Below are 25,267 nucleotides of genomic sequence, written 5' to 3' on the forward strand. Positions count from 1 at the left end.
TGGCCAAAGTCTGCCCCCTGCGAACGGTCGAGTGGCCAACGTTTGCCCCCTGCGAACCGTCGAGTGGCCAACGTTTGCCCCCTGCGAACCGTCGAGTGGCCAAAGCTCGCCGTCCTTCTGAGCCGCGGGTCAGCTCAGGGACGGCTTCCGGTGGTGTAGCGGACCTGTTGGGTGAGGTGCAGCTGGTCGTCGTCGCCCCGGTCCGCTTCCAGAGCGGTTGCGATCAGGGCCATGGCGTCCGGGAGCTCGACGTCGGGGACGGCGGCCCAGAGCTGGCGCATCCCGAGCGTCATCGTCCAGGCGCGCCAGGCGGCGGCGTCGGGCAGGGTGACCTCGAGGGGCTCGTCGTGGCTGTCGACGTCGGTGGCGCCGGCGGCCTCCATGAGGGCGGCCATGGTGTCGGTGCTGGCAAAGGGGCCCGCGCGCCCGGTGGTCCGGGCGTCGAGGACCTGGGGCGGTGCATACGCCATGAGCACGGCCTCGGCGGCCGTCCAGGCGGCGTCGGTGGGGCCGAAGGTCGACAGGCCCAGGCGACCACCCCGGCGCAGCAAGGTGACCCAGCCCTGGACGGTCTCGACTGGCTGGGGGTCGAAGAAGAGGACGAGTGAGGCGGTGACGACGTCGAACGAGCCGGGCTCCGTCGAGAGCGGGGTTGCCTCACCGGTCCGGGCCCCGAGGGTGGTGACGGCTCGGGTCTCGGCCTCGGTGCGGAGCAGGTCGACCATGGCGGGCGAGAGGTCGACCGCGGTCACGTGGCCCGTGGGGCCGACGGCGGACACGAGCGGGAAGGTCGCGGCCCCGCGGCCGGCGCCGACGTCGAGGGCGTGGTCACCCGGACGAGGTGCGGTCAGCTCGACCAGTCGGGCACCGATCGGCCCGAACCACGGCACACCGCCCTGGTCGTAGCCGGGGGCGAGCTGGTCGAAGAGCGCGGCGACACCGGCGCGGCGTTCGGAGGGGTCCATGGCCCGATGGTCCTCCTCCGGCGGGTCCGGCGGGAGGCCGAGCCGCGCCTGATCCGCGCCGCGTTACTGGCCGAGGGCGACGAGGACGACGGTGTCGGAGTCGGCTGCGAGGTAGGCCTTGGCGCGGAAGGAGCCCTCGGCGAAGAGCGCGTCGAGTGCCGTGGAGCGGAGCAGCTGACCCGACGGCACGGCGGAGCGGACCCCGTCCTCGACGTCAGGCGTCTCGGTGGCGGGCTTTGGGGAGGCGGCCCGCAGGGTGGCTGCGGTCTCGGGGGAGACCTCGACGACGGCGTCGATCCAGTACGTCGACGGGCCCGGTGCGTCGCCGCCGAGCGTCCCCGACATCCACGTCGCCGAGACGGGCCGGCCCAGGGCGCTGAACCGCTTCGTCAGCGGCTCGAGGTCGGTGCGGACGTCGCCGGTGCCGGTCTTGGTCGCGCTGCTCACGGTGCTCCTCGTGCGGTCGGTGGTGGGCATCGGGTCGGTGCTGCACCCGCCGGTCACAGCCAGGGTCAGCAGGGCGGCACAGGCGGCCACGGCGGATCGGGTCCTCATCGGCTGCTTCCTCGTTCGTCGGCTCGGTCCTCACGGCCCAGGCCCGGGGTGCGCTCGACGTCACCGGAGCCCACGTCGATGCTCGGGGGCGGTGTGCCGACGGGCCACGTGATCGTACGCGTGACGTCGCCGCTCGACGGGAAGGGCTTGGCCCAGCCGATCTCGGTGAAGCGCCCGTTCTCGTTGTCGCCCGCGCCGCTCGCGATGTCGGACTGGTCGGGGTTGAAGTTGTAGTAGTCCTCGGCGTGCACGGTGACCTGCATCGACACCTGGCCGTTCTCCACCGTGACGTCGGCGCTGCTCCACTGCTGGTAGCCGCCGATGGTCTTCTGCCAGTTCTCGGTGGTCGGGTACGCCGTCGCGGGGTGGGCGTCACCGGTCATGCTGAAGTGCAGGTTGCCGTTGCGCACCATCTCGTCGACCGCCGCTGCCGTGCGGGCGACCTCGTCGTTGACGTTGGCCGCGATGGACGGGTCCTCCTCGTAGCCCTCCTCGTAGTCGAAGCGGGCCGGCTCGCCGTCGTTGTCCCAGTAGTGGGCGTACATCGCCGTCGCGTCGTCGAGGTCCGACTTGACGAGGCGCCCGCCCTCGAGCTTGGCCATCCACTCGAGCTTGGCGATGTGGTCGTGCCAGTTCGAGTCCTTGGAGTCGTACGCGAAGCCCTCGTCCCACTCGATGTCGGGCTTCTTCGGCTCGCCGAAGTCGTAGCCGTCGACCGGGCCTCCGGTGCCCGTCGTCGCGGGGGCCGGAGGAGTGGTCGGGGCCGGCCCCGGGGACGGGGACGGTGTCGGTCCGAACGACATCGGGACGGCGCCGCCGAGCAGTGCCCCACCGCCCGGACCACCCGAACCGCCCGCGCCACCCGGACTGCCGCCCTGCTCGCTGGCCCCACGCTGCCTGGCGGCGTTCTCCCTCAGGCGGGCTCCGAGGCCGTGGAGGGCCCGCTCGAGGGCGTCGATGGACGGGGCGGACGAGTGCCAGTCACCGCGGAAGGCGTCGAAGTCCCTGCCGCCCCACGCCGCGCCGAGGGCGCCGAAGGCATGGTCCACCGCGCTCCGCGTGGCCCGGCACTCGCCGGCGAAGCGGTCGAGCTGACCCGCGGCCCGATCGAGGGCGTCCGGATCGGCGCCCTTCCTGTACACGACCACGGCAGTTGCCCTTCCCCGAGCTGTCGACGTCCGCGGCGGCCGAGGGGTGGCCGCTGCGCCATACCTTAGGCAGAAGGGCCGGCTGCGAACCATGGGGAGCACTCCCCGCGGGTCAGGCGTCGACGCGGCGCCAGAACCACGGGGTCACCTCGGCGAGGAGCGCGGCGACCGCCTGCCGGACGACCTCGGAGTGGACCACCGTGACCGCCTCATCGCCGTGCAGCACCTGAGCCGCTGCATCTCCGACGCCGGCGGCGCCGCACTCTCCGAAGAAGTCGGCACCGTCCGCGACCGCGTGCACCCAGCCCAGCTCTGGATCGTGTCCGCGCAGGTCCTGCTCGCCCACGTACCACCGGGTCACCGACGGCACCCAGACGGCGTCGAAGTCACCGGCGGCGACGAGCGAGGCGAGGACGAGGGGCGCGAAGGCGCGGTCCTCCGCCCGCTCGTGATCGAGCCGCTCGAGCATCGCCGAGGCGAGCCGGCTCCGGTCGTCCGCGGAGAGGTCACCGTCGCGCACCCGGCCGGCCAGGGCGGCATACGCCCGTTCGTCCCGGACGGCTGGGTCGGGTGAGGCGAGGTCGTCGACGAGCGACCGCAGCGAGGCGTCGGGCATGCGGGCGAGCCCGGCCAGCCCGGCCAGCCCTGCCAGCCCGGCCGTCCCGGCCGCCGGGTACCAGTCGTGCCGGTCGTTGCCGCCGGGCGCCGTATGCCGTATGACTGGCCCATGGTGGCGACAGGGGAGTCGGTTCGGCGCGTCCGTGGAGGGCTGGCGCGCGTCGCCGTGGTCGTCGTCTCGGCCGCGATGGTGTGCGCAGGCGCGGGGTGCTCGAAGGCCGGAGGGTCGGCGCTGGCCGCCCGCGCGGGCGAGCCGTCGGTCCCGACGTCGACCGCGTCGGCCGTGTCGTCGATGGCATCGTCGGAGCCGACGACGCCTGCCGCCCGGACGGTTCCGACGAGCTCGGCAGCCCCGCTCCTCGTCGGGCGGCGGGTCACCGCGGCACGTGCCGGACTCTCCTTCGAGGTTCCCGCAGGGTGGCAGGCGCTCGACCCCTCGGCCGCCATGGGCGCCGGTGCGGCAGCGCTGCCCGACGCGGCCAAGGAGCTGGCCGCGAGCTCGGGCCTGTCGGTGGACGAGTACCTCCAGCGCATCGGCACCGCCATCGAGGTCATGGTCATGGGCCGCCCCGTGCGCGGCTCGGCCGACAACATCTCGGTCATCCCGACGCCGCTGGCCCAGCTGCCGACCGCCGACGACCTGCGTTCGCAGCTCGAGGCGGTCGAGGCGTCGGTGACGCGCGTGGACCGGACGACGACGCCCATCGGCACCGCGATCGTCGTCGCGTCACGGCTGCCGATGGGTACCTTCACCACCCACACGCGCTCCGTGGCGGTCCGGCACGACGGCCACGTCACCTACCTCACGGTGACGGCGACGACCCGGTCCGGCGCCGACTCGCTCCTGCGGGACATGCTGGCCAGCCTGCGGCGCGTGTGAGCCGTCCACGACCCTGGTCGGCCGGGGCCACGTGCAGCCCGCCTTCCGGGGCCGTCGCTCGTGGGCCGGAGGGCGGCGGATAGGGTCGGGAGCCATGGCGCACTCGTTCGACACCGACACCGAAGCCCAGGGCCTCATCGACTACGTCGACGCCTCGCCGACGCCGTTCCACGCGTGCGAGCAGGCCGCCGCACGACTCGTCGCCGAGGGCTTCACCGAGGTCGTCGAGACCGAGCCGTGGCCCACCGAGCCGGGTCGGCGCTACCTCGTCCGCGGTGGCTCGCTCATCGCCTGGGACACCACGGGCGCCCACGGCGCCGGGTCGGGCCCGGCGGCCGGGTTCCGTGTCGTCGGGGCGCACACCGACAGCCCCAACCTGCGCGTCAAGCCGAACCCCGACCACTCCCGGGCCGGCTGGCAGATGCTCGGCATCGAGCCCTACGGCGGCCTCATCCTCAGCTCGTGGCTCGACCGCGACCTCGGGCTGGCCGGCCGGGTGGCCGTGCGCGGCTCGGCCGGTGTCGAGACGCGCACCTTCCACGGCCGCGATGCGCTGCTGCGGGTCGCACAGCTCGCCATCCACCTCGACCGCACCCAGAACGAGGCGCTCACCCTCAACAAGCAGGCGCACATGGAGCCGCTCTGGGGCGTCGGCGACGAGCCCGGCGACTTCGTCGGCTACCTCGCCGAGCAGGTCGGGGTCGACCGCGAGGACGTCCTGTCGTGGGACGTCATGACGCACCCGGTGCAGCCGTCGACCCGGCTCGGCCGGGCGCGCGAGCTCATCGCCGCCCCGCGCCTCGACAACCTCGCGACGTCGTACGCCGGCGTGCGTGCCCTGCTCGACGCGGTGGCCACCGAGCCCTCCCACGTGCCGGTGCTCGTGCTCTTCGACCACGAGGAGATCGGCAGCACGTCCGAGCGCGGCGCCACCTCGACGCTGTTGCCCTCGGTCCTCGAGCGCATCGTCACGGCCGGTGGGGGCACCCGCGACGACTACTGGCGGGCGCTCGCGGCCACCGTCATCGCGTCGGGCGACATGGGCCACGCGACCCACCCCAACTACGCCGAGCGCCACGAGCCCATGCACCAGATCCGCGTCAACGGCGGCCCGGTGCTCAAGGTGAACACCAACCTGCGCTACGCGACGGACTCCGTCGGTGCGGCGGCGTTCCGGATCGCCTGCGAGCAGGCCGGGGTCCCGATGCAGACCTTCGTGACCCGCAGCGACCTCCCGTGCGGCTCGACCGTCGGCCCGGTGACGTCGTCGCTGACGGGCGCCACCACGGTGGACTTCGGCGCGGCCGCCCTGTCGATGCACAGCACCCGCGAGCTCATGGGCGCCGAGGACCCGGCCATGTATGCCGGTGCGCTGAGCGCCTTCCTCGCCCCGGCCTGAGCCGCCGACGGAGGAGCGGCGCGAGGCCTCGGGTGCGGCGCCCTCCTGGCCCGGTCCACCGCGTGACCGGCCCCGCCCGCGCCGGGCGACCGGACGGCATACGCCGGCGGGGTGGTCCTGCCCGGGGCCGGACGGGTGCGAGGATGAAGGCGTGGAGACCACGCTCGTCGTGCCGGACCGGCCGACCCTCGTCTACGACGCCGACTGCGGGTTCTGCACGCGCAGCGTGCAGTTCGTCCAGCGGTGGGTCGACCGGCGGGACCGCTACGACGTGCGTCCCTGGCAGTCGCTCGACCTCGCGGCGGTCGGCCTCACGGCCCAGGACTGCGACGAGGCCGCCCAGTTCGTGACGGCCGACGGCGAGGTCCGGTCGGGCCACCGCGCCATCGCGAGCGCCGCGACCCACGGCGCCCCGGGCTGGCGACCCGTCGGGGCCCTCCTCATGGCACCGGGGGTCTCCTGGGTGGCCGCGAGGGCGTACCGATGGGTGGCCGACCACCGCCACCAGCTGCCGGGCGGCACCGCCGCGTGCGCCGTCCCGCGACCCTGACGACGCGCCACGTGCGCGGCCCTGCCGTGGCGTGCCGCCTCGATTTGATAGTGCGGTGCGCGCTCTGGCACACTGTTCAGGTTGCTTGACGCGCGTCGCTGACCCATGTCGGTGCCGCCGCCCCTTGAGAGCCTCCTGACGGGGACTCGCCCGGACTCCTCTCGGAGGCCCGAGGGAAGCGCAAGTTACCCGGTTCGGCCGGGCAATCCACACGAAAGTGGCACTCAGGTGCGCACCTTTCACCGCGAAGCGGGCGCGACACGCCCGACCTCGGGGGTCGGATGGCCAAGGGAACCGGTAGTCAGAAGCGAGAGAGAGACGTTCATCAGATGGCGGGACAGAAGATCCGCATCCGGCTGAAGTCGTACGACCACGAGGTCATCGACAACTCGGCTCGGAAGATCGTTGACACAGTGACGCGCGCCGGCGCGACCGTGGTGGGACCCGTCCCGCTGCCGACGGAGAAGAACGTCTTCGTCGTCATCCGGTCGCCGCACAAGTACAAGGACAGCCGCGAGCACTTCGAGATGCGCACGCACAAGCGCCTCATCGACATCATCGACCCGACGCCCAAGGCCGTCGACTCGCTGATGCGTCTCGACCTGCCGGCGGACGTCAACATCGAGATCAAGCTCTGAGGCGGTTGAGATGACTGTTGCTCAGAAGAACGTCAAGGGCGTGCTCGGCGAGAAGCTCGGCATGACCCAGGTGTGGGACGCAGACAACAAGCTCGTCCCCGTGACCGTGGTCAAGGCCGGCCCCTGCGTCGTGACGCAGGTGCGCGCCGACGAGACCGACGGCTACTCCGCGGTCCAGATCGCCTTCGGTGCGATCGACCCGCGCAAGGTGAACAAGCCCATGAGCGGCCACTTCGAGAAGGCCGGCGTCACGCCGCGCCGTCACCTCGTCGAGCTCCGCACGGCCGACGCCGCCGACTACGAGCTCGGCCAGGAGATCACGGCCGAGTCCTTCGAGGCCGGACAGCGCGTCGACGCGACGGGCACGACCAAGGGCAAGGGCTTCGCCGGTGTCATGAAGCGTCACGGCTTCCACGGCGTCAGCTCCTCGCACGGTGCGCACCGCAACCACCGCAAGCCGGGCTCCATCGGCGGCTGCTCGACCCCGGGCCGTGTCTTCAAGGGCATGCGCATGGCTGGTCGCATGGGTGGCGTTCGCCAGACGACCCAGAACCTCCAGATCCACGCCGTTGACGCCGAGAAGGGCCTCCTGCTCATCAAGGGTGCCGTCCCCGGCCCCCGCGGTGGCATCGTCCTGATCCGCACGGCTGCGAAGGGTGCATGATCCACATGGCCACGAAGACCCCCACGCTTCCCGCTGACATCTTCGACGTCCAGACCAACGTCCCGCTGATCCACCAGGTCGTGGTGGCACAGCTCGCGGCCGCTCGTCAGGGCACGCACTCGACGAAGACCCGCGGCGAGGTCCGCGGCGGTGGGCGCAAGCCCTACCGCCAGAAGGGCACCGGTCGCGCCCGCCAGGGCTCGACCCGCGCCCCGCAGTTCGCCGGCGGTGGCGTCGTCCACGGCCCGCAGCCGCGTGACTACTCGCAGCGCACCCCCAAGAAGATGAAGGCCGCCGCCCTGCGCGGTGCCCTCTCCGACCGGGCCCGCTTCGACCGCATCCACGTCGTCGACTCCATCGTCTCGGGCGACCTGCCCTCGGCGAAGGACGCCGCCGCGCTGCTCGCCGGTCTGACCGAGCGCCCCAACCTGCTCGTCGTGCTCGAGCGCGGTGACGAGGTGGCGTTCAAGTCGGTCCGCAACCTGCAGAACGTCCACGTGCTGGTCGCCGACCAGCTCAACACGTACGACGTCCTGTGCGCCGACGACATCGTCTTCACCCAGGCTGCGCTCGACGCGTTCGTCGCCGGTCCCGTGAAGGCTGACAAGGCCGACAAGGAGGCCACCAAGTGAGCATCCACGCCAAGGACCCCCGCGACATCCTGATCGCGCCGGTCGTCTCCGAGAAGTCGTACGGTCTGCTCGACGAGGGCAAGTACACCTTCATCGTCGACCCCCGTGCGAACAAGACGGAGATCAAGATCGCCATCGAGCAGATCTTCAACGTCAAGGTCGACAAGGTCCACACCCTGAACCGTCAGGGCAAGACCCGTCGCACCCGATTCGGCCTCGGCAAGCGCAAGGACACCAAGCGTGCGATCGTCTCCCTCCGCGAGGGATCGATCGACATCTTCGGTGCGGGCGCCTGAGATCGACGAAGAATAAGGACACACGAACATGGGTATCCGTAAGTACAAGCCGACCACTCCGGGCCGTCGTGGCTCGTCGGTCGCCGACTTCGTCGAGATCACGCGTTCCACCCCGGAGAAGTCGCTCGTCCGCCCCCTGTCGAAGACGGGTGGCCGCAACAACGCGGGCCGCATCACCACGCGTCACATCGGTGGCGGCCACAAGCGTGCCTACCGCGTCATCGACTTCCGTCGCCACGACAAGGACGGCGTGCCGGCCAAGGTCGCTCACATCGAGTACGACCCCAACCGCACCGCGCGCATCGCGCTCGTCCAGTACTCCGACGGCGAGAAGCGCTACATCCTGGCCCCGAACAAGCTGAAGCAGGGCGACCCGATCGAGAACGGCCCCGCGGCCGACATCAAGCCGGGCAACTCGCTTCCGCTGCGCAACATCCCCGTGGGTACGGTCGTCCACGCGATCGAGCTCAAGCCCGGTGGTGGCGCGAAGATCGCCCGCTCCGCGGGTGCTCGCGTGCAGCTCGTCGCCAAGGACGGCCCCTACGCCCAGCTGCGTATGCCGTCCGGTGAGATCCGCAACGTCGACGCGCGCTGCCGCGCGACCGTCGGCGAGGTGGGCAACGCCGAGCAGAGCAACATCAACTGGGGCAAGGCCGGCCGCATGCGCTGGAAGGGCAAGCGCCCGACCGTCCGTGGTGTCGCCATGAACCCGGTGGACCACCCGCACGGTGGTGGAGAGGGCAAGACGTCCGGTGGACGTCACCCCGTCAGCCCCTGGGGTCAGGCCGAAGGCCGCACCCGCAAGGGACACAAGGAAAGCGACAAGCTCATCGTTCGTCGCCGCCGTACTGGCAAGAAGCGCTGATAAGGAGCCTTTGGAATGCCTCGTAGCCTGAAGAAGGGCCCCTTCATCGACGACCACCTTCAGAAGAAGGTGGACGCCCAGAACGAAGCGGGCACGAAGAACGTCATCAAGACCTGGTCGCGTCGTTCGGTCATCAGCCCGGACATGCTGAGCCACACCTTCGCCGTCCACGACGGCCGCAAGCACGTCCCGGTGTTCGTCACCGAGTCGATGGTCGGCCACAAGCTCGGCGAGTTCGCGCCGACCCGCACGTTCAAGGGTCACGTGAAGGACGACAAGAAGGGGCGTCGTCGCTGATGCCCACCGAATCCAAGGAAGAAGTCATGGAAGCCAAGGCTTCGGCTCGGCACGTCCGTGTCAGCCCCCAGAAGGCTCGCCGTGTCGTGGACCTGATCCGCGGCAAGGCCGCCACCGACGCCATCACGACGCTCCAGTTCGCGCCGCAGGCCGCCTCGGAGCCGGTGCAGAAGGTGCTCGAGAGCGCCATCGCCAACGCCCGGGTCAAGGCCGACCGCGAGTCGGTCGCCTTCGACGAGCGCAACCTCGTCATCACGGCCGCGTTCGTGGACGAGGGCCCGACGATGAAGCGCTTCCGCCCGCGTGCCCAGGGCCGCGCCGGTCGCATCAACAAGCGCACGAGCCACATCACCGTGGTCGTCACGCAGCCGGAGAACACGAAGGGAGCCCGCTGATGGGTCAGAAGGTCAACCCCCATGGCTTCCGTCTCGGCATCACGACGGACCACAAGAGCCGCTGGTTCGCCGACTCGACGAAGTCGGGTCAGCGCTACCGCGACTACGTCAAGGAAGATGTCTCGATCCGTCGCCTGATGGAGAAGGGCATGGAGCGCGCCGGTATCGCCTCCGTCGAGATCGAGCGCACCCGTGACCGCGTCCGTGTGGACATCCACACGGCCCGCCCGGGCATCGTCATCGGCCGCCGCGGCGCCGAGGCCGACCGCATCCGCGGCGAGCTCGAGAAGCTCACGGGCAAGCAGGTCCAGCTGAACATCCTCGAGGTCAAGAACCCCGAGATCGTCTCCCAGCTGGTCGCCCAGGGCATCGCCGAGCAGCTCTCGGCCCGCGTGGCGTTCCGCCGCGCCATGCGCAAGGGCATGCAGTCCGCCCAGCGCGCCGGCGCCAAGGGCATCCGCGTGCAGGTCTCCGGCCGCCTCAACGGCGCCGAGATGAGCCGCACCGAGTTCTACCGCGAGGGTCGCGTCCCGCTGCACACGCTGCGTGCGCAGATCGACTACGGCTTCTACGAGGCCCGTACGACCTTCGGTCGCATCGGCGTCAAGGTGTGGATCTACAAGGGCGACATGACGGCGAAGGAGCTCGCGGCCCAGCAGGCCGCCGCCCCGCGCCCGTCGCGTGGTCCGCGTCGTGACGGCGGTGACCGTCCGAACCGCGCCCGTCGTGGTGACCGCAACGAGACCGCCGCTGCTCCGGCAGTGAACGAGACCGCTGCTGCCGAGGCCCCCGCCGCGGCCAGCACCGAGAATGAGCAGGCCTGACCATGTTGATTCCCCGTCGAGTCAAGCACCGCAAGCAGCACCACCCGAACCGTCACGGTGCGGCCAAGGGTGGCACGACGATCGCGTTCGGTGACTACGGCATCCAGGCTCTCGAGCCGGCCTACGTCACCAACCGTCAGATCGAGTCCGCTCGTATCGCGATGACCCGCTACATGAAGCGTGGCGGCAAGGTGTGGATCAACATCTACCCCGACCGTCCGCTCACCAAGAAGCCCGCCGAGACCCGCATGGGTTCCGGTAAGGGCTCGCCGGAGTGGTGGATCGCCAACGTCAAGCCGGGTCGCGTCATGTTCGAGATCTCGGGCGTGGCCGAGCCGGTGGCGCGTGAGGCCATGCGTCTCGCGATGCACAAGCTCCCCATGAAGTGCCGCTTCGTTCAGCGTGAGGGTGGTGACATCTGATGGCAGTCGGAACCAAGGACCTGGCTCCCGAGCAGCTGCGTGGTCTGGACGACACGAAGCTCGCGGACGAGCTGAAGAAGGCCAAGGAAGAACTGTTCAACCTGCGTTTCCAGTCGGCCACCGGCCAGCTGGACAACCACGGCCGTCTGCGCGCCGTCAAGAAGGACATCGCGCGCATCTACACCGAGATGCGTGAGCGCGAGCTCGGCATCGGCTCGGCCCCCGCCGCCCCCAAGGCGCCGGAGAAGGCCGAGAAGGTCGAGAAGAAGGCTGCCAAGGCCGACAAGAAGGCCGACAAGGCCGAGAAGGCTGACAAGCCCGAGAAGGCTGACAAGGCCGAGAAGAAGGCCAAGAAGGCTGACAAGGCGCAGGAGGCTGACGCATGAGCGAGCAGGAGAAGGTCGTGAGCGACCAGGCGAGTGAGCGCAACTACCGCAAGACCCGTCAGGGCTACGTGGTGAGCGACAAGATGGACAAGACCGTCGTCGTCGAGGTCGAGGACCGCGTCAAGCACGCGCTCTACAGCAAGGTCATCCGCCGCACCACCAAGGTCAAGGCGCACGACGAGCAGAACGAGGCCGGCGTGGGCGACCGCGTGCTCATCATGGAGACGCGTCCGCTCTCCGCGACGAAGCACTGGCGCATTGTCGAGATCCTCGAGAAGGCCAAGTAAGCCACCCCCCATTTCCGTTCGGCAAGGCTCATCCGGGCAACCGGTGAGAACCAGCACGACGACAGGAGTTAGACAGTGATTCAGCAGGAGTCGCGGCTGCGCGTCGCCGACAACACCGGTGCCAAGGAAATCCTGTGCATCCGTGTTCTCGGCGGCTCGGGCCGTCGCTACGCCGGCATCGGCGACACCATCGTCGCCACCGTCAAGGACGCGATCCCTGGCGGCAACGTGAAGAAGGGTGACGTCGTCAAGGCCGTCATCGTCCGCACCGTCAAGGAGCGTCGCCGCGCCGACGGTTCCTACATCAAGTTCGACGAGAACGCTGCGGTGATCCTCAAGGCCGACGGTGACCCCCGTGGTACCCGCATCTTCGGCCCGGTGGGCCGCGAGCTGCGCGAGAAGAAGTTCATGAAGATCATCTCTCTCGCGCCGGAGGTGCTGTGAACATGGCGAAGACCACCATCACCAAGATGAAGATCAAGAAGGGTGACCTCGTCCAGGTCATCTCGGGCCGCAGCCAGAAGAACGGCGGCGACCGGGGCAAGCAGGGCAAGGTCATCGCGGTGTACCCCGAGACCCAGCGTGTGCTGGTCGAGGGCATCAACCGCGTCACCAAGCACGTCAAGGCCGGCGCGACCGCCCGTGGCACGCGCACCGGTGGCCTGACGCACACCGAGGCCGCGATCCACGTGAGCAACGTCGCGATCGTCGACCCCGAGTCGAAGAAGCCGACCCGCATCAAGACGCGTGTCGAGACCGTCGAGCGCAACGGCCGTCAGAAGGCTGCCCGCGTCCGTGTCGCGGTCAAGTCGGACAAGGACCTCTGAGAATGACTGACACCAGCACCAAGCCGCGCCTTCAGCAGCGCTACCAGGACGAGATCAAGAGCTCGATGCTCGAGCAGTTCGGCTACGCCAACGTCATGCAGGTTCCCGGCGTCGTCAAGGTCGTCGTCAACATGGGTGTCGGCGACGCGGCCAAGGACAGCAAGCTCATCGAGGGTGCCGTCCGTGACCTCACCGCCATCACGGGCCAGAAGCCGGTCGTGACCAAGGCCCGCAAGTCGATCGCCCAGTTCAAGCTGCGTGAGGGCATGCCGATCGGCGCCCACACCACGCTTCGCGGCGACCGCATGTGGGAGTTCCTCGACCGTCTCGTCACGATCGCCCTCCCGCGCATCCGTGACTTCCGTGGCCTCTCGCCGAAGCAGTTCGACGGCAACGGCAACTACACGTTCGGCCTGACCGAGCAGTCGATGTTCCACGAGATCGACCAGGACCGGATCGACCGTGTGCGAGGCATGGACATCACCGTGGTCACCACGGCGACCAACGATGACGAGGGTCGCGCGCTGCTCAAGCAGCTCGGCTTCCCCTTCAAGGAGAACTGACATGGCCAAGACCGCGCTCGTTAACAAGGCGAACCGGAAGCCGAAGTTCAAGGTCCGCGCGTACACCCGCTGCCAGAAGTGCGGTCGCCCGCACTCGGTGTACCGCAAGTTCGGCCTCTGCCGCATCTGCCTTCGCGAGATGGCTCACGCGGGCGAGCTGCCGGGCGTGACCAAGAGCTCCTGGTAATCGGCTCCCCGAGCCCAGAGCAACCCCAAGACCAACACACCTCTGACACCGTAGGTCGGCCACACGACGGCCCAGCCGTCGCCGGGCAGATAGCCCCGGTCGAAACCCCGGTGAGGAAGGGCGGAGAGCCCACATGACCATGACTGACCCGATTGCGGACATGCTGACCCGCGTCCGGAACGCCAACTCGGCGCACCACGACGTCGTCTCCATGCCGTACTCGAAGCTGAAGAAGAACATCGCCGAGATCCTCCAGAGCGAGGGTTACATCGCCTCGTGGAAGATCGAGGAGGCCGAGGTCGGCCAGACGCTGACCATCGACCTCAAGTACGGCCCGAACCGCGAGCGCTCCATCGCCGGCGTGCGTCGCGTGAGCAAGCCCGGTCTGCGCGTCTACGCCAAGTCGACGAACCTGCCCAAGGTTCTCGGTGGCCTCGGCGTCGCGATCCTGTCGACGTCGAACGGTCTGCTGACCGACCGCCAGGCACACGAGAAGGGCGTGGGTGGGGAAGTCCTCGCCTACGTCTGGTAAGGAGTCACTGACATGTCGCGAATCGGACGACTTCCGGTCTCCATCCCCTCGGGTGTGGACGTCAAGGTCGAGGGCCAGGACGTCATCGTCAAGGGCCCCAAGGGTGAGCTCTCCCTGACTGTCGTCCAGCCGATCACGGTCGAGCTGGGCGAGGGCAACCTTGAGGTCAAGCGCCCCAACGACGAGCGCGACTCGCGCTCGCGCCACGGCCTGACCCGGTCGCTCATCAACAACATGGTCCTCGGTGTCACCGAGGGCTACGAGAAGAAGATGGAGATCCACGGCACGGGTTACCGTGTCGCCGCGAAGGGCTCGGACCTCGAGTTCTCGCTCGGATACTCGCACCCGATCCTCATCCAGGCTCCCGCCGGCATCAGCTTCGCCGTCGAGAACCCGACCCGCTTCTCGGTGCAGGGCATCGACAAGCAGCTCGTCGGTGAGGTTTCGGCGAACATCCGCAAGCTGCGCAAGCCCGACCCGTACAAGGGCAAGGGCGTTCGCTACGCGGGCGAGCAGATCCGTCGCAAGGTTGGAAAGGCCGGTAAGTAAGCCATGGCAATGATCATCAAGCGCGGTAAGTCCAAGGCTGCCGCCCGCATCCGTCGCCAGGTGCGCGGTCGCAAGAAGATCGCCGGCACCGCGGCCCGTCCCCGCCTCGTCGTGTCGCGCTCCAGCCGTCACCTCTTCGTCCAGGTCGTCGACGACACCGTCGGCAAGACCGTGGCGTCGGCCTCGACGATGGAGGCCGACCTGCGCTCCTTCGACGGTGACAAGACCGCCAAGGCCAAGAAGGTCGGCGAGCTCGTCGCCGCCCGTGCCAAGGACGCCGGTATCGAGGCCGTCGTGTTCGACCGTGGTGGCAACAAGTACCACGGCCGTGTCGCGGCGATCGCCGAGGGCGCCCGCGAAGGCGGTCTGTCCCTGTGAGCAACTTCGTGAACGCAATTGTTGAGATGAGGAACATCTGATGCCCGGACAGCAGCGTCGAGGCACCGGCCCCGCCGGTGGCGGCGAGCGCACCGAGCGCGGAGACCGCCGTGACAACCGCGGCGGCCGCGACAACCGCGACAGCCGTGACGACAAGAACCAGTACGTCGAGCGCGTCGTGACCATCAACCGTGTCGCCAAGGTCGTCAAGGGTGGTCGTCGCTTCAGCTTCACCGCCCTCGTCGTCGTCGGCGACGGTGACGGCACCGTGGGTGTCGGCTACGGCAAGGCCAAGGAAGTTCCTGCGGCCATCGCCAAGGGTGTCGAGGAGGCCAAGAAGAACTTCTTCAAGGTCCCGCGCATCCAGGGCACCATCCCGCACCCCGTCCAGGGTGAGGCGGCCGCTGGTGTCGTCATGCTCCGCCCCGCCGCCCCCGGTACCGGTGTCATCGCCGGTGGCCCGGTGCGTGCGGTGCTCGAGTGCGCCGGCATCCACGACGTCCTCAGCAAGTCGCTGGGTTCCGACAACGCCATCAACATCGTGCACGCCACGGCCCAGGCCCTGCGCGAGCTCGAGCGCCCCGAGTCGGTCGCTGCCCGTCGTGGCAAGACCCTCGAGGAGGTCGCCCCGGCGGCCATGCTCAAGGCCCGCGCCGCTGGTATGGCCGAGGCCCAGGCTGCGAAGGCTGGTGCATGATGGCTCGTCTCAAGGTGACCCAGACCCGTTCCGAGATCGGTGGCAAGCAGAACCAGCGTGACACGCTGCGCAGCCTCGGTCTGAAGCGCATTGGCGACGTCGTCGTCAAGGAGGACCGTCCCGAGATCCGCGGGATGGTCAAGACGGTCACGCACCTCGTGTCCGTCGAGGAGGTTGACTGACCATGGCCGACAACGCCAAGAAGTCGGGCGAGTCCGCCCTCAAGGTCCACCACCTGCGTCCGGCCCCCGGAGCCAAGACCGCCAAGACCCGCGTCGGTCGTGGTGAGGGCTCCAAGGGCAAGACCGCCGGTCGTGGCACCAAGGGCACGAAGGCCCGTTACCAGGTCCCGGAGCGTTTCGAGGGCGGCTCGATGCCGATGCACATGCGCCTTCCCAAGCTCCGTGGCTTCAAGAACCCGTTCCGCACGGAGTACCAGGTCGTGAACCTGGACCGTCTGCAGCTGCTCTTCCCGGAGGGTGGTCAGGTGTCCGTCGCCGACCTCGTCGCCAAGGGTGCCGTCCGTGACGGCTTCCCGGTGAAGGTGCTCGGTACGGGCGAGATCTCCGTCAAGGTCGAGGTCGAGGCGCACAAGTTCTCGGCGTCCGCCAAGGAGAAGATCGAGGCCGCCGGCGGCACGGTCACGGCTCTCGCCGGCTGAGTGATCAGGCGCGAGTGACCACCACACACCTCGTGTGAGCAGCGCCCCGGGCGCCCGACCCGCGAGCCGACGTGACGTCGGCCACCGCGGAGGGGAGCCCGGGGCGTTGCGCCTTTGCGTTACCCTTCCACGGATTGCATGACTTATGCCGCGCCACCGCGCGGCCCCCCAGGAGGACCCTGTGCTTGCCGCCTTCGCACGCGCGTTCCGTACCCCGGACCTGCGCAAGAAGCTGCTCTTCACTCTCGGCATCATCGTGCTGTTCCGGCTCGGATCGCACGTCCCGACGCCGGGCATCAGCTACAGCTTGGTGCAGGACTGCCTGCAGGCCAGCAAGGGCCAGAGCGGCGACCAGAGCGGGTTCCTCAACCTGGCCAACCTCTTCAGCGGCGGCGCGCTGCTGCAGCTGTCGGTGTTCGCGCTCGGGATCATGCCCTACATCACGGCGAGCATCATCATCCAGCTGCTCACGGTGGTCATCCCGCGCTTCGAGGCGCTCAAGGAGGAGGGCCAGTCGGGCCAGAGCAAGCTGACGCAGTACACCCGCTACCTGACGATCGGTCTCGCGATCCTCCAGTCGGCGACGCTCGTCACCTTCGCGCGCAACCCCTCCAGCCTCTTCGGCGGCTCGTGCGACTCGATCATGACCGACCAGTCGATGGTCACCATCCTCATCATGGTCCTGACCATGACGGCCGGCACCGGCCTGATCATGTGGTTCGGCGAGCTCATCACCGACAAGGGCGTCGGCAACGGCATGTCCCTCATGATCTTCACCTCGATCGCCGCCGGCTTCCCGGCCTCGCTCTGGGCCATCAAGGAGAACAAGGGCTGGGGCACCTTCCTCGGCATCCTGATCCTCGGTGTCTTCGTCATCGCCGCGGTCGTCTTCGTCGAGCAGTCCCAGCGACGTATCCCGGTGCAGTACGCCAAGCGCATGGTCGGCCGCCGCATGTACGGCGGCACGTCCACGTACATCCCGCTCAAGGTCAACATGGCCGGCGTCATCCCCGTCATCTTCGCCAGCTCCCTGCTCGCCCTGCCGGGCCTCGTCGCGCAGTTCAACACGCACGCCGACGGCAACAACCCGGCCTGGGTCTCGTGGGTCCAGGAGAACCTCGTCAAGGGCGACCACCCCTTCTACATGGCGATCTACGTCGCCCTCATCCTCTTCTTCACGTTCTTCTACGTGTCCATCACGTTCAACCCGACCGAGGTCGCGGACAACATGAAGAAGTACGGCGGCTTCATCCCGGGTATCCGGGCCGGGCGACCCACGGCCGAGTACCTCAACTACGTCCTGACCCGAATCACCGTGCCGGGTGCCATCTACCTCGCCATCGTCTCGCTGATCCCGCTCGTGGCCCTCGTCCTCGTCGGCGCCAACCAGAACTTCCCGTTCGGTGGCACCTCGATCCTCATCGTCGTCGGTGTGGGCCTCGAGACGGTGAAGCAGATCGAGGCGCAGCTGCAGCAGCGTCACTACGAAGGGTTCCTCCGTTAATGCGACTGATCATCCTCGGCCCGCCGGGCGCCGGTAAGGGCACGCAGGCCGCTCGGATCGCCGAGCGCCTCGGCATCCCGGCCATCTCGACCGGCGACATCTTCCGCGCCAACATCAAGGACCAGACCCCGCTCGGCGTCAAGGTCCACGAGATCATCACGTCCGGCGGCTACGTCTCCGACGACATCACCAACGAGATCGTCGAGGACCGGCTCGGCTGGGACGACGCCGCCCACGGCTTCCTCCTCGACGGCTACCCGCGCACCGCGGGCCAGGTCGACGCCCTCGACGCGATGCTGTCGCGTCACGGGCACGCACTCGACGCGGTCCTCGAGCTCGAGGTCGACGAGGACGCCATCGTCGAGCGGCTGCTCAACCGCGCCGAGACCGAGGGTCGTGCCGACGACACCGAGGACGTCATCCGCGAGCGCCAGGCGATCTACCGCAAGGAGACCGCACCGCTCGCGCAGCACTACGAGCTCGTCGGCCTCCTCGTCAAGGTCGACGGCATGGGCGCCGTCGACGAGGTCACCGACCGTGTCATCGCGGCCCTGCCGCAGGACGCCTGAGCACGACGGCGCCACGGCACCGTCACGCCTCAGTCACGCCTCAGCCACCGAGAAGGACCACCGATGTTCGGACGCCGGAACCGGCTCCAGGGCCGCACCGACGAGCAGCTCCTCCTCATGCGTGAGGCGGGGCTGCTCGTCGGGCGCACCCTCGAACTGCTCGCCGGCGAGCTGCGAGCCGGTCTGACGACGCTCGAGCTGGACCGCCTCGCGGAGGACTTCATCCGCAGCAACGGTGGCATCCCCAACTTCCAGCTCGTCCCGGGCTACAGCCACACCCTGTGCACGAGCGTCAACGACGAGGTCGTCCACGGCATCCCGGGCCCGCGGGTCCTCGAGGCCGGCGACATCGTCTCGATCGACTGCGGCGCCGAGGTCAAGGGCTGGAACGGCGACGCGGCCTTCACCGCCGTCGTCGGCGGTCGCGAGGCGGGTCGCCCCGAGGACCTCGCCCTCATCGACGCCACCGAGGCCGGCCTCTACGCCGGCATCGCGGCCATGCAGGTCGGCGGTCGCCTCTACGCCGTCGGTGACGCGGTCGAGGCCAGCATCGAGGCCGCCGCCGAGCGCGACGGTCGGACCTACGGCGTCATCGACGAGTACGTGGGTCACGGCATCGGCACGCAGATGCACATGGACCCGCAGATCCCCAACTACGCGGTGCGCGAGACGGGCCCCAAGCTCGTCGACGGGTTCACCGGCGCCATCGAGCCGATGATCACCCTCGGTGGCACCGACACCAAGGTGCTCGCCGACGACTGGACCGTGGTGACCCTCGACGGCACCCGAGCCGCTCACTGGGAGCACTCGGTCGCCGTCCGCGAGCACGGACTCTGGGTCCTCACGGCCGTCGACGGAGGCCGGGCTGCCCTCGAGGCTGCCGGGGCGGCATACGCCCCCCTCGACGCGACCGTCTGAGCCCGCGCGACTCGGGCCCTCTCGCTGCCCCACGCGGGGCGCCCGGACGCGTAACCTCGCGCTCGTGAGCCTTCCCCGCAGCACCCCGTCGGCGCAGGGCGTCGACGCCGCCGGCATCCACGCGTTCGTCGACGCCGCCGAGCGCGACAACCTCGGCCTGCACAGCCTCATGGTCGTGCGTCACGGCCACGTCGTGGCGGAGGGCTGGTGGAGGCCGTATGCCGCGAGCCGGGTCCACCTCGCGTACTCCCTCTCCAAGACGCTGACCGCCACGGCCGTGGCGTTCCTCGCGCAGGAGGGGCGCCTCTCGCTCGACGACAGGGTGCTCGACCACTTCCCCGAGCTCGACCGCGCCGCCGTCGCGGAGGGCTGGGACGACGTGCGCATCGCCCACTGCCTCTCGATGACCGTCGGCCACGAGGAGGACGCGTGGGACCGGGTCTTCGACCGCGCGAGCGGTGACGGCGTCGGCGACGGGGCCGACTGGGTGCAGCGGGTCTTCGCGACGCAGCCGACGCGTGAGCCCGGCACGGTCTTCGCCTACAACCAGGTGGCCACCTACCTGCTCGCCGTCATCGTGCGTCAGCTCGCCGGCGTCGGCGTCGGCGAGGTGCTGCGCCCGCGGCTGCTCGCGCCCCTCGGGCTGCACGACATCCCATGGCACCGCGACCCGCTCGGGCGCGAGCTCGGGTTCACCGGCGCGCACCTGACGACCGAGGCCATCGCCTCCCTCGCCCAGCTCTACCTGGACCGTGGCCGGTGGGACGGGCGGCAGCTGCTCTCCGAGGCTTGGGTCGATGAGGCCACCCGCGGCTTCGGACCAGTGAGCGAGGACCCGGACGCCGACGAGGACTGGCGTCGCGGCTACGGCTACTCGTTCTGGATGCAGCGCTTCGGCTACCGCGGCGACGGCGCCTACGGCCAGTTCCTCGTCGTGCTGCCCGAGCACGACACGGTCGTGGCGATCACGGCCGAGCAGTCGCGCATGCAGTCCACCCTCGACGGGCTGTGGGCCCACGTCGTGCCGGCCCTCGGCGGCAGCGGGTCCGGCGACGCAGACCACGCGCTGGCCGAACGGCTCGGGGCCCTCGAGATCCCCGCCATGTCGGGTGACGCGCTCGGGCCGGAGTACGCCGAGTTCAACCGCTCCGACGTCTCCGACCTGGCGGCCGACTACACGGCCGTCTCCGTGACGCGCGACGGGCCCGACCACGTGCTCGGGCTCAGCCGTCGTGGTGAGTGGCTGCGCCTGCCCGTCGGTCGGGGCCTGTGGCGCGAGGGGGAGCTGGTGGCCGGGGGAGCGACCCTGCCGGTCGTCTCGAGCGGGGGCTGGGTCGACGAGGACACCTTCCGCGCCGAGGTCGTCGCCATCGAGACGCCGCACCGCTTCCGCATCGAGGCGCGCCTGCGTGGCGCCGACGCCGACCTCACCTGGCGGATGGTGCCGCTCACGGGCTACGACCCGCTGTGGCTCGCGACGCGCTGGTCGTACGCCTGACGCCGGCTCCCGTGGCCCGCGGTCCGTCGGGGGGCCCGTCCGGTGGACCGGGTCGGGCGACCGGCGACGGGCACTGACGGCTGTCGGTGCCCGGGTGGAGAATCGGAGGTGCTGCGTCGGGCAGCAGAAGGGGGGCCACCGTGGCCGGCGAGGAGAGCACCACCGACGTGACCGGACGTGACGTGGCGGGAGACGCCCTGACGGGCCCGCGCCCTGCTGCCCCGGCGCGCCCACCGGGTGGGGTGCCGGACGGGCACAACCCGTGGCCAGCCTTGTGGGCCATGGTGATCGGCTTCTTCATGATCCTCGTCGACTCGACGATCGTGTCGGTGGCGACGCCTGCGATCCTGCGGGGTCTCGACACCGACGTCAACAGCGTCATCTGGGTGACGAGCGCCTACCTGCTGGCCTATGCCACACCGCTGCTCATCACCGGCCGGCTCGGTGACCGCTACGGCCCGAAGAACCTCTACCTCGTGGGTCTGACGACCTTCACTCTCGCGTCGCTGTGGTGCGGGCTCACGGGCACCATCACGGGGCTCATCATCGCCCGCGTCGTGCAGGGCCTCGGCGCGTCGATGCTGACGCCGCAGACGATGGCGGTCATCACGCGCACCTTCCCGGCGGCCTCGCGCGGTCAGGCCATGGCGCTCTGGGGAGCGACCGCCGGCGTCGCGATCCTCGTCGGGCCGGTCGTCGGCGGCCTGCTCGTCGACGGTCCCGGCTGGGAGTGGATCTTCTTCATCAACGTGCCGATCGGCATCGTCGCGTTCGCCCTCGCCGCCCGTCTCGTGCCGCGGCTCGAGACGCACAACCACACCTTCGACTGGATCGGGGTAGTGCTCTCGGCGGTCGGCATGTTCCTCGTGGTGTTCGGCGTCCAGGAGGGCGAGACCTACGACTGGGGGACCATCACCGGGTTCATCTCCGTGCCCCTCCTCATCGGGGTCGGCCTGCTCGTGCTCGGCGTCTTCATCTGGTGGCAGGCGCACAACACCCGCGAGCCGCTGCTGCCCCTGCGCCTCTTCGACGACCGCAACTTCTCGCTGGCCAACGTCGCGATCACGACGATCGGCTTCTCCATCACGGCGATGGCCTTCCCGTTCATGCTCTACGCCCAGGCCGTGCGCGGGATGTCGCCGACCTCCTCGGCCCTCCTGCTCGCGCCGATGGCCGTGATCTCCGGCGGCCTCGCCCCGATCTCGGGTCGGTTGGCGGACCGCGTCCACCCGCGCGGCATCACGGCGGCAGGCATCAGTCTCACCGCACTGTCGCTGGTGTGGCTCGCGCTCGTCATGCACCCCGAGACCGAGACGTGGGTGCTGCTGCTGCCCATGGCGCTCATGGGTGTCGGCAACGCCTTCATGTGGGGACCGCTCGGCGCGACGGCCACCCGCAACCTGCCGTTGTCGTCGGCGGGCGCCGGTTCGGGCGTCTACAACACCACCCGCCAGGTCGGTGCCGTCCTCGGCAGCGCCGCCATCGCGGCCCTCATCGAGGCCCGGCTCGCCGCCGACCTGCCCGGCATCTCGGGCCAGCTCGGCGGCCTGCAGGGCTCGGGGGCGACCATGCCGGCGCCGATCGCGAGCGGCTTCGCCGACGCGATGTCGGAGTCGATGATGCTGCCGGCGGCGGTGCTGCTCATCGGCGTCGTGGCCGTGCTCTTCTTCGAGCGGCCTGCGAGCCAGCGGGCCTGACGGCTGGACCGGCAGCCGTCGACTGGGTGGAGCCGACCCGGTGCTCGCGGGCGCCCCGGTGTCCGCCGGACTCCCACCGGGCGCTCTAGCGGCCGAGTCCTCCGGGCGTGCCACCGACGTGGACGACCATCCGCTCGGCGACCACGCGGGCGTTGGCCCGGAGGACGTCCAGCGGCACCCGCGGCAGGTTCTCCTCCCAGTCGATGAGCGGTGACCCGCGGAACTGCAGCATGCGCGCGGGGCGGCCGAGGAAGAAGAGGTGCAGGTGGGCTCCGCCGTCGCCGTACTTCGCGAGCTGGACCCGGCCGACGCTCGGCACGTGCTCGACGGCGTCCGAGACCGCGACGACGAGCTGGCCCATCTCGGCCGCGAGGTCGCCCGGCAGGGAGGGCAGGTCGTGGTGCGCGAGGGGCATGAGCATGAGCATGACGGGCAGGCCCGTGTCGACGGCGAGCGTGAGGCGCCACCGGGCGTTCGACCAGACGAGCCGGTCGTCGGCCTGCGGGACGCCGGTGGTGCACCAGCAGTCGGCTGCCTGCTCGCCGCGACGTGCCGGCTCCTCGTCGGCCGGAGGCTGCACCGGCTTGAGCCGCAGGCCCTCGATCTCGTAGGGGTAGATGTCCCAGCCGGGCATCTCCTCGACGGCGACGGGCAGACGGCCGTCCTGGCCGGCCGCGGCCGCGATGCGGGCGTAGTAGTCCTCGACCGTCTCCGCGTCCGAGGGGGGCGCCGTCACCGTGTCGGTGCGGTCGGGCGGTGTCGCCCGGGCCTCCGACGGCGTGGAGGTGGCGGGTGGGACGGTGGCGTCAGCGCCGGGCTCGGTCACCCGGCCAGTATGCCGTTCCCACCCGCCTGCCTCACGGCCTAGTTCGAGGGCTGGGGCGTCGAGCAGCCGATGCGCGGGTCGAGGCCGACGTAGTTGAGCGGGCCGGCGACGATCGTCACAGCGGTCGTGGCCAGTCGGCTGCAGCTCGGGTCGGACGAGCCGAAGTAGCCGCGCTGGAAGGCGGCGAAGACGCCGATGAGGAGCCAGAGGATCACGACGATGGTGGAGGTACGCGTACGCGTGCGGGTGCGAGCGCTCATGATGGCCTTTCGTGGGAGGTCGTCGTGACGGCGACCGGTGGAGGGGTCGACCACCCATACCCGGGGGACGGGGTGCGGCGAACGCGCCCACGACGGCCGCGGGGATGCCACCATGACCGGGTGGGAACCATCGGTGACTACCTCGCCGGACTCGAGCCGGACCAGCGCGCGGCCCTGCAGCACGTCGTCGACGTGGCGCGCCGCGTGGCCCCCGACGCCGAGGAGGGCACGAGCTACGGCATGCCGGCCCTGCGCCTCGACGGGCGTCCGCTGCTCGGCATCACGGCGGCGGCCCGGCACCTGTCCCTCTTTCCCTTCAGCCCTGCCGTCGTCGAGGCCGTCGCGCCGGACCTGGCCGGGCACTCCCTGAGCAAGGGCACGATCCGTTTCTCCGCCGACCAGCAGCTGCCCGACGACGTCATCGAGCGCATCGTCGTCCTGCGTCGGGCCGAGCTCGACCGCTGAGCCAGAACACCGCACGTCGCCGGGCCGCGGACGCCGCCGGCGCCGAGGCAGACGGTCCGTCGCCGATTTCAGGAACTCCGCCTTCTGGCGTAGTCTTGTGCGTTGGGTGTCGTGTGTCTCGACGCCTGAGTCACGCCTGTGCGACGAGCACGGCACCTAGGCACGCCCCAAGGCCGGCTCAGTCCGGGTCGGCCACCAACAGATAGACGGAGGATATGGCCAAGAAGGACGGTGTCATCGAGATCGAGGGCACGATCGTCGAGGCTCTCCCGAACGCGATGTTCCGGGTGGAGCTCTCCAACGGTCACAAGGTGCTCGCACACATCTCGGGCAAGATGCGACAGCACTACATCAGGATCCTCCCGGAGGACCGTGTGGTGGTCGAGCTCTCGCCCTATGACCTGACCCGCGGTCGGATCGTCTTCCGCTACCGCTGAGCACCAGGGTCGGCCGCGACCGGTCCGCGAGAGCGGGCATGTCAGGCCGGGACGAGTGCGAGGCACCAACTCCCGATTACACAACCAAGCGCCTGATCGTCACGTGCCCTCCGGGGCCCGCGGTGGCAGGCGCGCGATCTGAAGACAGCAGGCAGATGAAGGTTCAGCCGAGCGTCAAGAAGATCTGCGACAAGTGCAAGGTGATCCGCCGCAACGGTCGGGTCATGGTGATCTGCGAGAACCTGCGCCACAAGCAGCGCCAGGGCTGAGCAGAAGCACCACCCTCGCCGTCGACAGAACTTCGACAGCACGCAACAAGTGAATGAAAGCAGCACCCGGCCCCTGATGACCGACCGTCGTGTCGGCGCAGGACGTCACCCCCGGCACGGAGGCCGGGGACCGGTGGCCCGTCCTTCTGAGTGGCGGACCGTGACCCCGGATCGGTGCCTTGCTCCAGACCTCCGCGTAACAGAAATCAGGAGACAACCCAACATGGCTCGTCTTGTTGGAGTCGACCTTCCGCGCGAGAAGCGCGTCGAGGTCGCACTGACCTACATCTTCGGTGTCGGTCGCACCCGTTCCAAGGAGGCGCTGGTTGCCACCGGCGTCGACCCCAACACCCGCGTCAAGGACCTCGGTGAGACCGAGCTCGTTGCGCTTCGTGACTTCCTCGAGGGCAACTACCGCCTCGAGGGTGACCTTCGCCGTGAGGTGCAGGCCGACATCCGCCGCAAGGTCGAGATCGGCTCCTACGAAGGTCTCCGTCACCGTCGTGGTCTGCCCGTGCGCGGTCAGCGCACCAAGACCAACGCGCGCACCCGCAAGGGCCCGAAGCGCACCGTGGCCGGCAAGAAGAAGGCCAAGTGACGCTGATCGCC

At 69.7% G+C, this 25,267-nt stretch carries 39 protein-coding genes; 33 read left to right on the top strand and 6 right to left on the bottom strand.

The genetic code is table 11. The features are described from left to right. Positions 1-134: 134 nt before the first annotated feature. The 4 genes from ASD90_RS05840 to ASD90_RS05855 form a co-directional block, all read right to left on the bottom strand. A complete protein-coding gene (locus ASD90_RS05840; RefSeq protein ID WP_056752784.1) occupies positions 135-965 on the bottom strand; it encodes a class I SAM-dependent methyltransferase in 831 nt (276 codons plus the stop codon). Between the two features lie 63 nt (positions 966-1,028). Beyond that, positions 1,029-1,520: a hypothetical protein gene (locus ASD90_RS05845; RefSeq protein ID WP_056752787.1), complete on the bottom strand. Its 492-nt coding sequence runs from the start codon at positions 1,518-1,520 to the stop codon at positions 1,029-1,031. Further along, entirely contained in the window at positions 1,517-2,668 is a 1,152-nt protein-coding gene (locus ASD90_RS24615; RefSeq protein WP_056752790.1) for a WXG100 family type VII secretion target, read from the bottom strand. The genes ASD90_RS05845 and ASD90_RS24615 overlap by 4 nt, the downstream gene beginning before the upstream one ends. Positions 2,669-2,780: 112 nt before the next feature. Beyond that, complete coding sequence (locus tag ASD90_RS05855) at positions 2,781-3,284, bottom strand: DUF2785 domain-containing protein (RefSeq protein ID WP_056752792.1); 504 nt, start codon at positions 3,282-3,284, stop codon at positions 2,781-2,783. Between the two features lie 111 nt (positions 3,285-3,395). On the opposite strand from ASD90_RS05855, the gene ASD90_RS05860 reads away from it, so the two are divergent. From ASD90_RS05860 to ASD90_RS06000, 29 genes are all read left to right on the top strand, one after another. Next, positions 3,396-4,166: a hypothetical protein gene (locus ASD90_RS05860; protein ID WP_157623009.1), complete on the top strand. Its 771-nt coding sequence runs from the start codon at positions 3,396-3,398 to the stop codon at positions 4,164-4,166. A 94-nt stretch (positions 4,167-4,260) separates the two neighbouring features. Beyond that, positions 4,261-5,565 carry a M18 family aminopeptidase gene (locus ASD90_RS05865; RefSeq protein ID WP_056752796.1) on the top strand — a complete coding sequence of 435 codons (1,305 nt, stop codon included), beginning with the start codon at positions 4,261-4,263 and terminating at the stop codon, positions 5,563-5,565. A gap of 151 nt (positions 5,566-5,716) precedes the next feature. Next, positions 5,717-6,115 (top strand): thiol-disulfide oxidoreductase DCC family protein, encoded by a 399-nt coding sequence (locus ASD90_RS05870; RefSeq protein WP_200958536.1) that lies wholly within the window; start codon positions 5,717-5,719, stop codon positions 6,113-6,115. A gap of 329 nt (positions 6,116-6,444) precedes the next feature. Then, the gene (gene rpsJ / locus ASD90_RS05875) at positions 6,445-6,753 is read left to right on the top strand and encodes a 30S ribosomal protein S10 (RefSeq protein ID WP_009775966.1); all 309 of its coding nucleotides are present in this window, start codon (positions 6,445-6,447) and stop codon (positions 6,751-6,753) included. A gap of 10 nt (positions 6,754-6,763) precedes the next feature. Then, the gene (gene rplC / locus ASD90_RS05880; protein WP_028785453.1) at positions 6,764-7,417 is read left to right on the top strand and encodes a 50S ribosomal protein L3; all 654 of its coding nucleotides are present in this window, start codon (positions 6,764-6,766) and stop codon (positions 7,415-7,417) included. Further along, positions 7,414-8,049 (top strand): 50S ribosomal protein L4, encoded by a 636-nt coding sequence (gene rplD / locus ASD90_RS05885; protein ID WP_056752799.1) that lies wholly within the window; start codon positions 7,414-7,416, stop codon positions 8,047-8,049. Before rplC ends, rplD begins: the two co-directional genes overlap by 4 nt. After that, positions 8,046-8,345, top strand: a complete 300-nt coding sequence (rplW, locus tag ASD90_RS05890) for a 50S ribosomal protein L23 (protein ID WP_026864143.1) — start codon at positions 8,046-8,048, stop codon at positions 8,343-8,345. Before rplD ends, rplW begins: the two co-directional genes overlap by 4 nt. A gap of 28 nt (positions 8,346-8,373) precedes the next feature. Further along, positions 8,374-9,210 carry a 50S ribosomal protein L2 gene (gene rplB / locus ASD90_RS05895; protein ID WP_020143241.1) on the top strand — a complete coding sequence of 279 codons (837 nt, stop codon included), beginning with the start codon at positions 8,374-8,376 and terminating at the stop codon, positions 9,208-9,210. Between the two features lie 15 nt (positions 9,211-9,225). Continuing rightward, the gene (gene rpsS / locus ASD90_RS05900) at positions 9,226-9,507 is read left to right on the top strand and encodes a 30S ribosomal protein S19 (protein ID WP_020143240.1); all 282 of its coding nucleotides are present in this window, start codon (positions 9,226-9,228) and stop codon (positions 9,505-9,507) included. A 26-nt stretch (positions 9,508-9,533) separates the two neighbouring features. After that, a complete protein-coding gene (rplV, locus tag ASD90_RS05905) occupies positions 9,534-9,902 on the top strand; it encodes a 50S ribosomal protein L22 (RefSeq protein WP_056752802.1) in 369 nt (122 codons plus the stop codon). Further along, complete coding sequence (rpsC, locus tag ASD90_RS05910) at positions 9,902-10,726, top strand: 30S ribosomal protein S3 (protein ID WP_020143238.1); 825 nt, start codon at positions 9,902-9,904, stop codon at positions 10,724-10,726. The genes rplV and rpsC overlap by 1 nt, the downstream gene beginning before the upstream one ends. A 2-nt stretch (positions 10,727-10,728) precedes the next feature. Then, a complete protein-coding gene (rplP, locus tag ASD90_RS05915; protein WP_020143237.1) occupies positions 10,729-11,148 on the top strand; it encodes a 50S ribosomal protein L16 in 420 nt (139 codons plus the stop codon). Next, positions 11,148-11,534: a 50S ribosomal protein L29 gene (rpmC, locus tag ASD90_RS05920; protein ID WP_056752805.1), complete on the top strand. Its 387-nt coding sequence runs from the start codon at positions 11,148-11,150 to the stop codon at positions 11,532-11,534. Before rplP ends, rpmC begins: the two co-directional genes overlap by 1 nt. Then, complete coding sequence (gene rpsQ / locus ASD90_RS05925; RefSeq protein WP_056752807.1) at positions 11,531-11,821, top strand: 30S ribosomal protein S17; 291 nt, start codon at positions 11,531-11,533, stop codon at positions 11,819-11,821. The genes rpmC and rpsQ overlap by 4 nt, the downstream gene beginning before the upstream one ends. A gap of 75 nt (positions 11,822-11,896) precedes the next feature. Next, positions 11,897-12,265 (top strand): 50S ribosomal protein L14, encoded by a 369-nt coding sequence (rplN, locus tag ASD90_RS05930; RefSeq protein ID WP_020143234.1) that lies wholly within the window; start codon positions 11,897-11,899, stop codon positions 12,263-12,265. Between the two features lie 2 nt (positions 12,266-12,267). Then, positions 12,268-12,648, top strand: coding sequence for a 50S ribosomal protein L24 (gene rplX, locus ASD90_RS05935; RefSeq protein ID WP_056752810.1), 381 nt, complete (start codon positions 12,268-12,270; stop codon positions 12,646-12,648). Between the two features lie 2 nt (positions 12,649-12,650). Continuing rightward, positions 12,651-13,211: a 50S ribosomal protein L5 gene (rplE, locus tag ASD90_RS05940; RefSeq protein ID WP_056752812.1), complete on the top strand. Its 561-nt coding sequence runs from the start codon at positions 12,651-12,653 to the stop codon at positions 13,209-13,211. 1 nt (position 13,212) lies between these two features. Then, on the top strand, positions 13,213-13,398 hold the full coding sequence (locus tag ASD90_RS05945) for a type Z 30S ribosomal protein S14 (RefSeq protein WP_020143231.1): 186 nt from the start codon (positions 13,213-13,215) through the stop codon (positions 13,396-13,398). Positions 13,399-13,531: 133 nt separating this feature from the next. Continuing rightward, positions 13,532-13,930, top strand: coding sequence for a 30S ribosomal protein S8 (gene rpsH, locus ASD90_RS05950; protein ID WP_020143230.1), 399 nt, complete (start codon positions 13,532-13,534; stop codon positions 13,928-13,930). A 12-nt stretch (positions 13,931-13,942) separates the two neighbouring features. Continuing rightward, complete coding sequence (rplF, locus tag ASD90_RS05955) at positions 13,943-14,479, top strand: 50S ribosomal protein L6 (RefSeq protein ID WP_056752816.1); 537 nt, start codon at positions 13,943-13,945, stop codon at positions 14,477-14,479. 3 nt (positions 14,480-14,482) lie between these two features. Further along, positions 14,483-14,857, top strand: coding sequence for a 50S ribosomal protein L18 (rplR, locus tag ASD90_RS05960; RefSeq protein ID WP_056752819.1), 375 nt, complete (start codon positions 14,483-14,485; stop codon positions 14,855-14,857). A 40-nt stretch (positions 14,858-14,897) separates the two neighbouring features. Beyond that, positions 14,898-15,554, top strand: coding sequence for a 30S ribosomal protein S5 (gene rpsE, locus ASD90_RS05965; protein WP_026864132.1), 657 nt, complete (start codon positions 14,898-14,900; stop codon positions 15,552-15,554). Continuing rightward, complete coding sequence (rpmD, locus tag ASD90_RS05970; RefSeq protein WP_020143226.1) at positions 15,554-15,736, top strand: 50S ribosomal protein L30; 183 nt, start codon at positions 15,554-15,556, stop codon at positions 15,734-15,736. Before rpsE ends, rpmD begins: the two co-directional genes overlap by 1 nt. 2 nt (positions 15,737-15,738) lie before the next feature. Beyond that, positions 15,739-16,215 carry a 50S ribosomal protein L15 gene (gene rplO / locus ASD90_RS05975; protein WP_020143225.1) on the top strand — a complete coding sequence of 159 codons (477 nt, stop codon included), beginning with the start codon at positions 15,739-15,741 and terminating at the stop codon, positions 16,213-16,215. Between the two features lie 181 nt (positions 16,216-16,396). Continuing rightward, positions 16,397-17,719 (top strand): preprotein translocase subunit SecY, encoded by a 1,323-nt coding sequence (gene secY, locus ASD90_RS05980; RefSeq protein ID WP_056752822.1) that lies wholly within the window; start codon positions 16,397-16,399, stop codon positions 17,717-17,719. Then, complete coding sequence (locus ASD90_RS05985; protein ID WP_056752825.1) at positions 17,719-18,288, top strand: adenylate kinase; 570 nt, start codon at positions 17,719-17,721, stop codon at positions 18,286-18,288. The genes secY and ASD90_RS05985 overlap by 1 nt, the downstream gene beginning before the upstream one ends. Before the next feature lie 63 nt (positions 18,289-18,351). Further along, a complete protein-coding gene (gene map, locus ASD90_RS05990; RefSeq protein WP_056752829.1) occupies positions 18,352-19,206 on the top strand; it encodes a type I methionyl aminopeptidase in 855 nt (284 codons plus the stop codon). Between the two features lie 64 nt (positions 19,207-19,270). Next, the gene (locus ASD90_RS05995; protein ID WP_056752832.1) at positions 19,271-20,704 is read left to right on the top strand and encodes a serine hydrolase; all 1,434 of its coding nucleotides are present in this window, start codon (positions 19,271-19,273) and stop codon (positions 20,702-20,704) included. Positions 20,705-20,844: 140 nt separating this feature from the next. Beyond that, positions 20,845-22,401, top strand: a complete 1,557-nt coding sequence (locus ASD90_RS06000) for a DHA2 family efflux MFS transporter permease subunit (protein ID WP_082588505.1) — start codon at positions 20,845-20,847, stop codon at positions 22,399-22,401. Between the two features lie 85 nt (positions 22,402-22,486). Here the strand turns inward: ASD90_RS06000 and ASD90_RS06005 are convergent, their stop codons facing one another. Together ASD90_RS06005 and ASD90_RS06010 are read right to left on the bottom strand one after the other, a co-directional pair. Further along, the gene (locus ASD90_RS06005; protein WP_056752835.1) at positions 22,487-23,227 is read right to left on the bottom strand and encodes a hypothetical protein; all 741 of its coding nucleotides are present in this window, start codon (positions 23,225-23,227) and stop codon (positions 22,487-22,489) included. A gap of 38 nt (positions 23,228-23,265) precedes the next feature. Then, positions 23,266-23,487, bottom strand: a complete 222-nt coding sequence (locus tag ASD90_RS06010; protein ID WP_056754524.1) for a hypothetical protein — start codon at positions 23,485-23,487, stop codon at positions 23,266-23,268. 120 nt (positions 23,488-23,607) lie between these two features. Between ASD90_RS06010 and ASD90_RS06015 the strand changes: the two genes are divergently transcribed. From ASD90_RS06015 to rpsM, 4 genes are all read left to right on the top strand, one after another. Continuing rightward, a complete protein-coding gene (locus ASD90_RS06015) occupies positions 23,608-23,952 on the top strand; it encodes an iron chaperone (protein ID WP_056752838.1) in 345 nt (114 codons plus the stop codon). A 215-nt stretch (positions 23,953-24,167) separates the two neighbouring features. After that, positions 24,168-24,389, top strand: coding sequence for a translation initiation factor IF-1 (gene infA, locus ASD90_RS06020; protein WP_013493543.1), 222 nt, complete (start codon positions 24,168-24,170; stop codon positions 24,387-24,389). A 155-nt stretch (positions 24,390-24,544) separates the two neighbouring features. Beyond that, complete coding sequence (gene rpmJ / locus ASD90_RS06025; protein WP_006592630.1) at positions 24,545-24,658, top strand: 50S ribosomal protein L36; 114 nt, start codon at positions 24,545-24,547, stop codon at positions 24,656-24,658. Between the two features lie 223 nt (positions 24,659-24,881). After that, positions 24,882-25,256, top strand: a complete 375-nt coding sequence (gene rpsM, locus ASD90_RS06030) for a 30S ribosomal protein S13 (protein WP_020143209.1) — start codon at positions 24,882-24,884, stop codon at positions 25,254-25,256. Positions 25,257-25,267: the final 11 nt, after the last annotated feature.

It is taken from the genome of Terrabacter sp. Root181, assembly GCF_001428505.1.
Classification (GTDB): Bacteria; Actinomycetota; Actinomycetes; order Actinomycetales; family Dermatophilaceae; genus Terrabacter.

Bases quoted from the DNA above. Each gene is read 5' to 3' on its own strand.
- ASD90_RS05865 (WP_056752796.1), top strand. From the start codon at position 4,261: ATGGCGCACTCGTTCGACACCGACACCGAAGCCCAGGGCCTCATCGAC.
- rpmD (WP_020143226.1), top strand. From the start codon at position 15,554: ATGGCTCGTCTCAAGGTGACCCAGACCCGTTCCGAGATCGGTGGCAAG.
- rpsQ (WP_056752807.1), top strand. From the start codon at position 11,531: ATGAGCGAGCAGGAGAAGGTCGTGAGCGACCAGGCGAGTGAGCGCAAC.
- rpsM (WP_020143209.1), top strand. From the start codon at position 24,882: ATGGCTCGTCTTGTTGGAGTCGACCTTCCGCGCGAGAAGCGCGTCGAG.
- rplC (WP_028785453.1), top strand. From the start codon at position 6,764: ATGACTGTTGCTCAGAAGAACGTCAAGGGCGTGCTCGGCGAGAAGCTC.
- rpsJ (WP_009775966.1), top strand. From the start codon at position 6,445: ATGGCGGGACAGAAGATCCGCATCCGGCTGAAGTCGTACGACCACGAG.
- rpsS (WP_020143240.1), top strand. From the start codon at position 9,226: ATGCCTCGTAGCCTGAAGAAGGGCCCCTTCATCGACGACCACCTTCAG.
- ASD90_RS05945 (WP_020143231.1), top strand. From the start codon at position 13,213: ATGGCCAAGACCGCGCTCGTTAACAAGGCGAACCGGAAGCCGAAGTTC.
- rpsH (WP_020143230.1), top strand. From the start codon at position 13,532: ATGACCATGACTGACCCGATTGCGGACATGCTGACCCGCGTCCGGAAC.
- rplF (WP_056752816.1), top strand. From the start codon at position 13,943: ATGTCGCGAATCGGACGACTTCCGGTCTCCATCCCCTCGGGTGTGGAC.
- rpmC (WP_056752805.1), top strand. From the start codon at position 11,148: ATGGCAGTCGGAACCAAGGACCTGGCTCCCGAGCAGCTGCGTGGTCTG.
- infA (WP_013493543.1), top strand. From the start codon at position 24,168: ATGGCCAAGAAGGACGGTGTCATCGAGATCGAGGGCACGATCGTCGAG.
- rplO (WP_020143225.1), top strand. From the start codon at position 15,739: ATGGCCGACAACGCCAAGAAGTCGGGCGAGTCCGCCCTCAAGGTCCAC.
- ASD90_RS05855 (WP_056752792.1), bottom strand. From the start codon at position 3,284: ATGCCCGACGCCTCGCTGCGGTCGCTCGTCGACGACCTCGCCTCACCC.
- rplV (WP_056752802.1), top strand. From the start codon at position 9,534: ATGGAAGCCAAGGCTTCGGCTCGGCACGTCCGTGTCAGCCCCCAGAAG.
- rplR (WP_056752819.1), top strand. From the start codon at position 14,483: ATGGCAATGATCATCAAGCGCGGTAAGTCCAAGGCTGCCGCCCGCATC.
- rplD (WP_056752799.1), top strand. From the start codon at position 7,414: ATGATCCACATGGCCACGAAGACCCCCACGCTTCCCGCTGACATCTTC.
- rplP (WP_020143237.1), top strand. From the start codon at position 10,729: ATGTTGATTCCCCGTCGAGTCAAGCACCGCAAGCAGCACCACCCGAAC.
- ASD90_RS06010 (WP_056754524.1), bottom strand. From the start codon at position 23,487: ATGAGCGCTCGCACCCGCACGCGTACGCGTACCTCCACCATCGTCGTG.
- ASD90_RS05840 (WP_056752784.1), bottom strand. From the start codon at position 965: ATGGACCCCTCCGAACGCCGCGCCGGTGTCGCCGCGCTCTTCGACCAG.
- rplE (WP_056752812.1), top strand. From the start codon at position 12,651: ATGACTGACACCAGCACCAAGCCGCGCCTTCAGCAGCGCTACCAGGAC.
- rplB (WP_020143241.1), top strand. From the start codon at position 8,374: ATGGGTATCCGTAAGTACAAGCCGACCACTCCGGGCCGTCGTGGCTCG.
- ASD90_RS05985 (WP_056752825.1), top strand. From the start codon at position 17,719: ATGCGACTGATCATCCTCGGCCCGCCGGGCGCCGGTAAGGGCACGCAG.
- rplX (WP_056752810.1), top strand. From the start codon at position 12,268: ATGGCGAAGACCACCATCACCAAGATGAAGATCAAGAAGGGTGACCTC.
- rpmJ (WP_006592630.1), top strand. From the start codon at position 24,545: ATGAAGGTTCAGCCGAGCGTCAAGAAGATCTGCGACAAGTGCAAGGTG.
- rpsC (WP_020143238.1), top strand. From the start codon at position 9,902: ATGGGTCAGAAGGTCAACCCCCATGGCTTCCGTCTCGGCATCACGACG.
- rpsE (WP_026864132.1), top strand. From the start codon at position 14,898: ATGCCCGGACAGCAGCGTCGAGGCACCGGCCCCGCCGGTGGCGGCGAG.
- ASD90_RS05845 (WP_056752787.1), bottom strand. From the start codon at position 1,520: ATGAGGACCCGATCCGCCGTGGCCGCCTGTGCCGCCCTGCTGACCCTG.
- map (WP_056752829.1), top strand. From the start codon at position 18,352: ATGTTCGGACGCCGGAACCGGCTCCAGGGCCGCACCGACGAGCAGCTC.
- ASD90_RS05860 (WP_157623009.1), top strand. From the start codon at position 3,396: ATGGTGGCGACAGGGGAGTCGGTTCGGCGCGTCCGTGGAGGGCTGGCG.